The sequence below is a fragment of the Jutongia sp. genome, from assembly GCF_057878315.1.
The window spans coordinates 23,439-31,828 of sequence record NZ_DBLXSO010000035.1 but is presented as its reverse complement, the minus strand read 5'-3'; the positions used below and the strand labels follow the sequence as shown (position 1 = coordinate 31,828).

6 protein-coding genes are annotated in these 8,390 nt (G+C 40.1%); all 6 read right to left on the bottom strand.

Annotated elements, in window-relative coordinates:
* A partial coding sequence (locus tag ACZLMD_RS09195; protein WP_489495592.1) for an accessory gene regulator B family protein occupies positions 1–392 on the bottom strand: 392 nt, incomplete at its 3' end.
* 187 nt (positions 393–579) lie between these two features.
* Positions 580–1,806 carry a leucine-rich repeat protein gene (locus tag ACZLMD_RS09190; RefSeq protein ID WP_489495591.1) on the bottom strand — a complete coding sequence of 409 codons (1,227 nt, stop codon included), beginning with the start codon at positions 1,804–1,806 and terminating at the stop codon, positions 580–582.
* A 68-nt stretch (positions 1,807–1,874) separates the two neighbouring features.
* On the bottom strand, positions 1,875–3,140 hold the full coding sequence (locus tag ACZLMD_RS09185) for a leucine-rich repeat protein (protein ID WP_489495590.1): 1,266 nt from the start codon (positions 3,138–3,140) through the stop codon (positions 1,875–1,877).
* Positions 3,141–3,381: 241 nt separating this feature from the next.
* Entirely contained in the window at positions 3,382–4,614 is a 1,233-nt protein-coding gene (locus tag ACZLMD_RS09180; RefSeq protein WP_489495589.1) for a leucine-rich repeat protein, read from the bottom strand.
* A gap of 272 nt (positions 4,615–4,886) precedes the next feature.
* Positions 4,887–6,113 carry a leucine-rich repeat protein gene (locus ACZLMD_RS09175; RefSeq protein ID WP_489495588.1) on the bottom strand — a complete coding sequence of 409 codons (1,227 nt, stop codon included), beginning with the start codon at positions 6,111–6,113 and terminating at the stop codon, positions 4,887–4,889.
* Positions 6,114–6,130: 17 nt separating this feature from the next.
* A complete protein-coding gene (locus ACZLMD_RS09170; RefSeq protein WP_489495587.1) occupies positions 6,131–8,347 on the bottom strand; it encodes a S8 family peptidase in 2,217 nt (738 codons plus the stop codon).
* Between the last annotated feature and the right edge of the window lie 43 nt (positions 8,348–8,390).

The window sequence follows — 8,390 nt, the reverse complement described above, 5'->3', positions numbered from 1 at the left end:
ACATTCATAACGACAGAAACAAAACAGGCAGCAAGAACCAAAACGATCGTTGTGCGCTGATAACGCATCTTTTCCTGTTCCGTTAATCTCTTATTTTCATGATCAATAGGACTGTTTATCGCAATACTTATTCCGCTGACGAGTAAGAATAACGGTATCAAACGGCTTACTGAGAAATGGGACACGGCATACAGACACCCTGCCAGAAGTCCGGTCGACATGATCATACAGATATACGCATGCTTTGCATGATACCCGCCGCCAAATTTCCGGATCGCCATAAACGGCATGATGATCAGAAAGCCCTCCGGAAACATACCAATAATACCGCTGATGACCAGAAAGATCACCAACGGTACAGTAGAGATTTGTCCGAAATCTGCTCCGGACAATTAAATTTTACTACTTTTTCAAGAACAAATCGATGGGGTTTGCACGAAACGACACAAAAACGCCATTTTTGGTCATTTTGGGGTGTTTTTGGCGATTTTGACCATGTATTTTAGAACTATTCCGTGAAATCGTTACCCGTTTTTCCAACTGTGACGGAACTATTCCGTGAGACAAACTTTTCCCGTGTTAAAGAGCTACCACCTTACACTTTGTATATTTCCGGTACTTTGCCATCACCTTTCTCGGGACATGCACCGTCAGATCCTTACAATTCCTCCATTTGCTGACGGATGCAGCGTGGAACTTCTCGCTGTGTATATAAAGATCCCTTTTAATTCCATTAGCATTCCAATCTATGCCCTGATACTTTCCATCCTTTTTCCATCCCCATTTAATTTTCTTTTTGGTCATACAATAAATTTTTTTAGTATGACCGGAATACCATTCGCCGATTGGAATCTTACTGACCTTCTTACCAAAAATGATCTTTTTCGCTTCACAATCACTAAAAGCATCTTCACTCCACTCTACCTCATCCTCCACTCGGATCGTACTTTCCAGACTGTATTCAAATGCATCTGCCAATACCTTTTTTACCCGGTTCCTCCGAATAACAATCGTGCTGCCTTCCCCTTCGGCATCCACAAGACCTTTTTGGTAAATGACCATTCCGTTTTTCTGTGTATGCTTCTCCATCCACCATGACAAATCTTTTAATGCACCCACATAATCCAGATTTGTAAACTTATCAAATTTAATGTTTTTCAAGTTCACACAATCCTTAAAGGCTTCTGACTCTATCGTCCTCATTCCCTTAGGGATCACGATCGTTTTTAACGACTTACATCCCATCAGATCCACCCACTCCAAGGAGTCTGTATCATCTGCCATCTCATAATACTCCATGTTGCTGCATCCACATACACGGCAGAACATAATATCCTCTTCGTCTGATTGGGTGGAATATTCACTCCATCCGCTATATGCCGCCTTAATCCGCAGGCTTTTTATCTCATAGTGATCGATAAAGCTGTTGCAGTCTTTTACCGGAATCCCATCGATCTCCTTAGGTACTACGATATCCGTATATTTCGCGTTTCCATTCGCATCAAACTCCTGTTCAAAGGCGATCAGTTCATAAACCGGATCTGACACATCAAATCCATGTTTCTTCGGATAATACCACGATTCTCCTGCCGTTGTCTTATGATAGCAGAGTCCATCCTGCTTCAGAGATATCGCTTCTTTCTGAAGCGGGGACAGCGTCGCTGCCGGTCCCCGTATCTCCTCTGCCTGCGCCTTTGGTGCATCCAATTCGGAAACCAGTTTGTTTCCCCCGCTGTCCAGCCCACTGCCGGCTGTTATAAAAATGACAGCTGTAGCAAGAAACGTTCCAAGCAGTATCTTTCTCATAATACGACCTCCCTCTTCCTATAGTCTTTCTCTCTTTGAATTATCATCTATCATACAATGCTGATGTTTTAAAGCGCTACCACCTTACATTTCGTATATTTGCGATACTTTGCCATTACCTTTTTCGGGACATGTACGGTTACGTTCTTGCCGCAACCCCATTTCTTTACCGATCCCGTATGAAACTTATCACTATGTATATAAATATCGAGTTTTTCCGAACTTGGTATACACATATGCAACCCTTGATCATTTCCATACGAGTCCACTCCCCATATAATTTTCCTTTTTGAAAGAATATGTATTTCTTTCAAAGTATCATTGCTACCAAAACACCGGTACGGAATCACATTTATTTTCTTTCCAAGAATTATTTTTTTTGCATTACAATCATCAAATGTCCACATACACAATTTCGGTGCACCGGTCACCTTGATTGTTTCTGCCTTACTGTTTGCAAATGTATTCCCCATTATCTTTTTTATCTTATTTCCACGAATAGTCAATGTTCCTTCTCGTTTTCCCACATCAATCAGGCAATTTTTATAGATAACCATTCCGTTTTTCTTCGTATGTTGTTTCCGCCACCATGGTATTTTTTTCACTCCCCCTATGATTTCCAGATTAGAAAATTTTTTGAATATAACTTTCTCCGGTTTTTTGCATCTACTAAATGTATTGGCAAAAATCTCCTTCATTCCTTTCGGAATAATGATCGTCTTCAATGAATTACATCCCTCTAGTTTCCATTTGTCCAAATACACTGTATCCTCCGCCATTTCATAATACTCAAGATTAGTACAGCCTGAGACTCGAGATTCCACATAATCTTCTTCATACGATTGGGTGGAATAAACGCGCCAGCCACTATATGCAGCTTTAACCCGCAGGCTTTTTATCTCGTAATGATTATAAAAGCTGTTACAGTCTATTACCGTACCCCCATCAATCTCCCTGGGTACAACAATATCCGTATATTTCGGATTGCCGTTCGCATCAAATTCCTGCTCAAATGCAAACAACTCATAAATCGTATCTGTCGCTTCAAATCCATATTTTTCCGGATGAATCCACTCATCTCCTGCCGTTGTCTTATAATAGCATAACCCATCCTGCTTCAAAGATAGCATCTCTTTCTGAAGCGGAAACAGCGTCGATGTCGGTCCATGTACCTCTTCCTCTGCCTGTGCCTTTGGTGCATCCAGACCGGAAATCGGCTTATTCCCCGTGCTGTCAAATCCACTGCCAGCCGCTATTAAGGCAATAGCGGCAAGAAACGTTCCAATTAGTATCTTTCTCATAATTACGACCTCCCTTTGTGCATTACTCTTCATTCCGATATCAGAGTACAAATTATGCCGTATTACTAAGCTCCCTCAGAATATGTCATAAAATATTTCACATACCCAAATATACTATTCTCACTATAAACTACAAATGTGTCATAATTGCATCAATTTAAAGATAAAAGAAACGCCCGAACCGGTATTTTGCCGGAACGGGCGTTCCTTGATCAAAAACTTATTTTACAGTTCCCCCAACATCATAAGAGTTATTCTTTTAGAAATGCCCCTTTTAAAGTGCTACCACCTTACATTTCGTATATTTGCGATATTTTGCCATTACCTTTTTAGGGACATGTACGGTTATATTCTTTTCATCGCGCCATTTCTTTACTGACGCAGTGTGGAACTTGTCACTATGTATATAAAGATGCAGATTGCCCACATAAGTATCCCAAAAGAATTTAGTATATTTCCCGTTCTCTTTCGATCCCCATATGATTTTCTTTTGGGTAAGAAAATGTACTTCCTTTCTTTTACCAGGATAAAACGAGAAAGCACTATCCGGAATTACTTTTATCTTCTTTCCCAGAATTACTTTTTTAACTTTACAAAAATCAAAAGTATTTTCACTCAATTCCTCCACATCATCCAGTCTGATCGTGTTTGCCTTACTATTTTGAAATGCACATGACATTATCTTTTTGACTTTATTCCCCCGAAAGATAAGTGTTCCACCTCTTGTCCCGGCATCCACAAGACATTTTTGATAAATAACCATTCCATTTTCCTGAGTGTGCTGGTTCATCCACCAGGATAAATCTCTTAGCCCACCAACATCTTCCAGATTTGAAAACTTGTCAAATTTTATATTCTTTAAGTTGACACAATCTTTAAAGGTCCCTGAATCTATCGACTTCATTCCTTTGGGGATCACTATCGTCTTCAAAGACCTGCATCCCATCATATCTACATATTCCAAATATTCGGTATCGTCTGCCATCTCATAATACTCTAAATTGGTGCATCCACTTACACGACAGAGCGTAATATCATATTCCATGGATTGGGTAGAATAGAGACGCCAATCACTATATGCCGCCTTGATCCGAAGACTTTTAATCTCGTAGTGATCAATAAAGCTGTTACAATCTATTACCGGGCCCCCGTCAATCTCCTTTGGCACAACAATATCAGTATATTTCGCATTGCCATTGTCATCAAATTCCTGTTCAAAAGCAAACAATTCATACACCGGATCTGACGCGTCATATCCGTATTCTTCAGGATTCCTCCATGTTTTTCCCGCAGTTGTCTTGTGATAACAAAGTCCATCATGTTTCAGAGAGATTTTCTCTCTCTGGAGCGGAGACAGTGTTGCTGCCGGTCCACGTATTTCCTCTGCCTGCACCTTTGGTGCATCCAAACTGGAAATCAGTTTGTTTCCCCCGCTGTCCAGTCCACTGCCGGCTGTTATAAAAATGGCAGCTATTGCAAGAATCGTTCCAAGTAGTATCTTTTTCATATTTGCGACCTCCCTTTGTGCATTACTCTTCATTCCGATATCAGAGTACAAATCATGCCATATTCCTAAGCTCCCTCAGAATATCTCATAAAATATTTCACATACCCAAATATACTATTCTCACTATAAACTACAAATGTGTCATAATTGTATCAACTAGAGATAGAAGAAGCACCCGAACCGGTATTTTACCGGTTCGGGCGTTTCTTGGTCAAACACTTATTTTACAGTTCGCCCAACATCATAAGAGTTATTCTTTTAGAAATATCCCTTTAAAGTGCTACCACTTTACATTTCGTATATTTGCGATATTTTGCCATTACCTTTTTCGGGACATGTACGGTTATATTCTTGCCACATTCCCACTTTTTCAAAGACGGAGTATGAATTTTATCGCTATGTATATATACATCTATTTTAGGTGATTCCAAGTATGTCAAATCCAGCCCCTCAAATTTACCATATTTATTCTTCCCCCATATAATTTTCTGTTTGGAAAGAATGTGGATTTCCTTCAACTTATTATTCCACACAAAGCTCGCAGAAGGTATTGCACTGATTGTCTTCCCGAGGACTATCTTTTGGGCATTACTGTCTGCAAATGCACCCTCTCCTAATTCTTTGACGTTAATCACCTTAATCGTACTCACCTTGCTGTATGCAAATGCATCTGGCATTATTTTGTTTACTTTGTTCCCTCGAATAGTCACTGTCCCCTTGCATTTTCCGATATCCACCAAACACTTTTTATAAATGACCATTCCATTCTTCTGAGTATGCCGATTCATCCACCAGGATAACTCTTTCAAGCCATCCAAAATTCTCAGATTGGAAAATTTTTTAAATTTAATTGTCTGCAGATTTTTGCAATCTCGAAAAGCACTCTCACCAATAATATCCACATTTTTGGAGACCGCCAGCGTCTTCAATGATCGGCATCCCATCATATCCTCCAACGACACACTCCGCATATAATCCGGCATCTCAAAATATTCCATACTGGAACATCCTGCTACGCGCGAGAACATAATATCGTCCTCCTCAGGTCTTGTAGAATAATCACGCCAGTCATCATATACCGCTTTTATCCGCAGACTTTTTATTTCATAGTGATCAACGAAGCTGTTACAATCTATTACCGGAGCCCCATCAATCTCCTTGGGTACGACAATATCTGTATATTTCGCATTGCCGTTTTCATCAAATTCCTGCTCAAATGCAAATAACTCATAAACCGGATCTGTCACTTCATATCCCAATTTCTCGGGATCATCCCACGCCTCTCCCGCCGTTGTCTTGTGATAACAAAGTCCATCCTGTTTCAGAGTTATCTTCTCGCGCTGGAGCGGAGACAGCGTTGCTGCCGGTCCACGTATCTGCGCTTCTGCTTTAGGTACATCCAAGTCGGAAACCAGCTTATTTCCACGGTTGTCAAATCCACTGCCAGCCGCTATTAAGGCAATAGTGACAAGAAACGTTCCAAGTATTATCCTTCTCATGATTACAACCTTCCTCTCTAACATATAAAATAATCATAATATCCACAATCTGTCTCGTTATTGAATACCCGTAAAGACGGATTCTTATGATTAGCATTCACACGATAAACATCTGTGCTAATTGCATCCAATCCAACATTTACATATCCATTACTTTCTCCATATGCTCTAAGATTGTTCAGTTTAAGTGTATAACCCACTCCGGCAATAAAAATTGCATGTGGTGAAAATGCCTTGTCACCACTATAAAGTGTCAAAATATTACCTACACTTTTGTTTGATGCATTAAAACGTTTTTTATAAAAATCTTTTCGATTATCCTCAAAATCACCTGTATCCAGCCCAAAGTTTTTAAGGTCTCTTGTTTCTATTACAAAATGCGACCGTTTCTGACGATAAATTTCCCACCATTCTTTCTTTATTCCCACAAAAGTTTCTGCCGTTATCTTCGTATCATTTTCCGGTACCATAGTTCTATGAGCATAAATATCTCCAACCAAATGCACTGCAAATCCCATAATCGATGCCGCTATTTTCTTATTAGATTCCCCGGTAGTATTACCATTTCGGAATATGTAATCCAGTATTACATCATCCCTCATCTGCCATATATCACCGGTTCCTGTATTTCCATCTCGAAGATTAACTGTATCAATCCCCTGCATAAAATCATAAAGCTTTTGTCTGGTATTTAAACTAGATCCATAGTTTCCAACTCTCCTTGCAACCATATACAGATAATGAAGATTCCTTACATAGTTGTGCTGTGCATGTATTGTTTTATATATAGAGTATGATTCATCTGCATCAGCTGCACTATCCGCCATTTTTTCTACAAGATCACCTGAAATTAAATCTTTATGTTTTGTAACCGTTTCTTGATGAGCACCTTTCGTCCAGCATCCTGTGACAATCTGATCCACATCATAAGCAGTATTTTTCTCCATTACTTTAGGTGCAAGATTCACATCCAATGTTGCATTTCCCTCTGCCACCCGGACTGCATTTCTAACATTTAACACTCCAGTATGCTGTGACTCCTCCGATCTTACCGAGCTGCTTCGCAACAGCTTCCTCACATACTCTGCATCTGCCCCCCTTCTGGTCTGAAGAATTCTTGCCACCGCTCCTGTCACCTGCGCTGTTGCAATACTCGTTCCATCCACTGCCACATATCCACCAAGCATGCTGTAAGTCCATATCTTTTCTCCCGGTGCCATGACATCAATCTGCTCTTTTCCGGATGTAAACGAAGAAACTTGATTATATTCATTGCTTGCGCCTACAGCAATAACATCATCATATGCAGCAGGATACTCTAATGATGCATCATCTCCCGCATTTCCTGCAGCTGCCACAAGGATAATCCTCGCCTTTGCAGCATCTTGAACTGCCGCTGCTAGCGCTTCCGAATCATATGAGCACCCTAAGCTCAAATTGATAACATCTATTTCATTTTCAATACACCAGTAAATTCCCTCGATCAACCTACTAACAGGAGTTGTGTTATCCTGATCCAGCACCTTTACCGAATACAATGCAACATTATCTGCCACTCCCGACAGTTGTCCTTTCTCCTTCTGTCCATTGATCATTCCTGCAATTCCTGTTCCGTGACCACTCGGATCTTCAAAATTGACCGATATGTGTTTTTTATTTACTAAATCTACTCTCTGCTCCACCTCAATTCCTTCGTTAAAATTTACACCGGAATCCAGAACAGCCACCTTGACCATATTTTGTTCCTCTGTCTCTGGCATATTTCCCAGACAATCAATTGCTCTCAGATTCCACTGATCCACCTTAAGATCCTGTTCTCCCTCCAGCACCTTTTCTACCTGCTTTTCATCTACAGGCACGACCTCATTCGCAGTAAGTTCCACATCCTTTTCCACGCTCATGACTCCACTCATGTCGTCCAACTGTCCGGCTTCATCCGTTGTCAAATTCATGACAAGCATATTTTCCTCGGATATCAACGCATCCTGCATATATGTCGTAACTGCTAATTTATCATTTTCCAGATTCTGTTTGATGCCATCATATGCCTTTTCGTTTTTAGCTCTTACAATATAGTGTTCTCTTTTCCCCTGATCGCTGACTGTTATCTTATACGCTTTATTGAAAAATATTCCTTTTACAATTCCTGTCTCTGTTATATCCTGTGTACATGCAACAACTACCATTGCCATTGAAATCAGTACACTGATTCCCTTCATTACTTTTCTTTTCATGTTTTCATCCTTTCTTGTAAATTATATTAATAACCTGTATGAT

What these genes read in the sequence shown, in the direction of transcription:
- ACZLMD_RS09190 (WP_489495591.1), bottom strand. Translation starts at nt 1,806, where the DNA reads ATGAGAAAGATACTGCTTGGAACGTTTCTTGCTACAGCTGTCATTTTT.
- ACZLMD_RS09185 (WP_489495590.1), bottom strand. Translation starts at nt 3,140, where the DNA reads ATGAAGAGTAATGCACAAAGGGAGGTCGTAATTATGAGAAAGATACTA.
- ACZLMD_RS09180 (WP_489495589.1), bottom strand. Translation starts at nt 4,614, where the DNA reads ATGAAAAAGATACTACTTGGAACGATTCTTGCAATAGCTGCCATTTTT.
- ACZLMD_RS09175 (WP_489495588.1), bottom strand. Translation starts at nt 6,113, where the DNA reads ATGAGAAGGATAATACTTGGAACGTTTCTTGTCACTATTGCCTTAATA.
- ACZLMD_RS09170 (WP_489495587.1), bottom strand. Translation starts at nt 8,347, where the DNA reads ATGAAAAGAAAAGTAATGAAGGGAATCAGTGTACTGATTTCAATGGCA.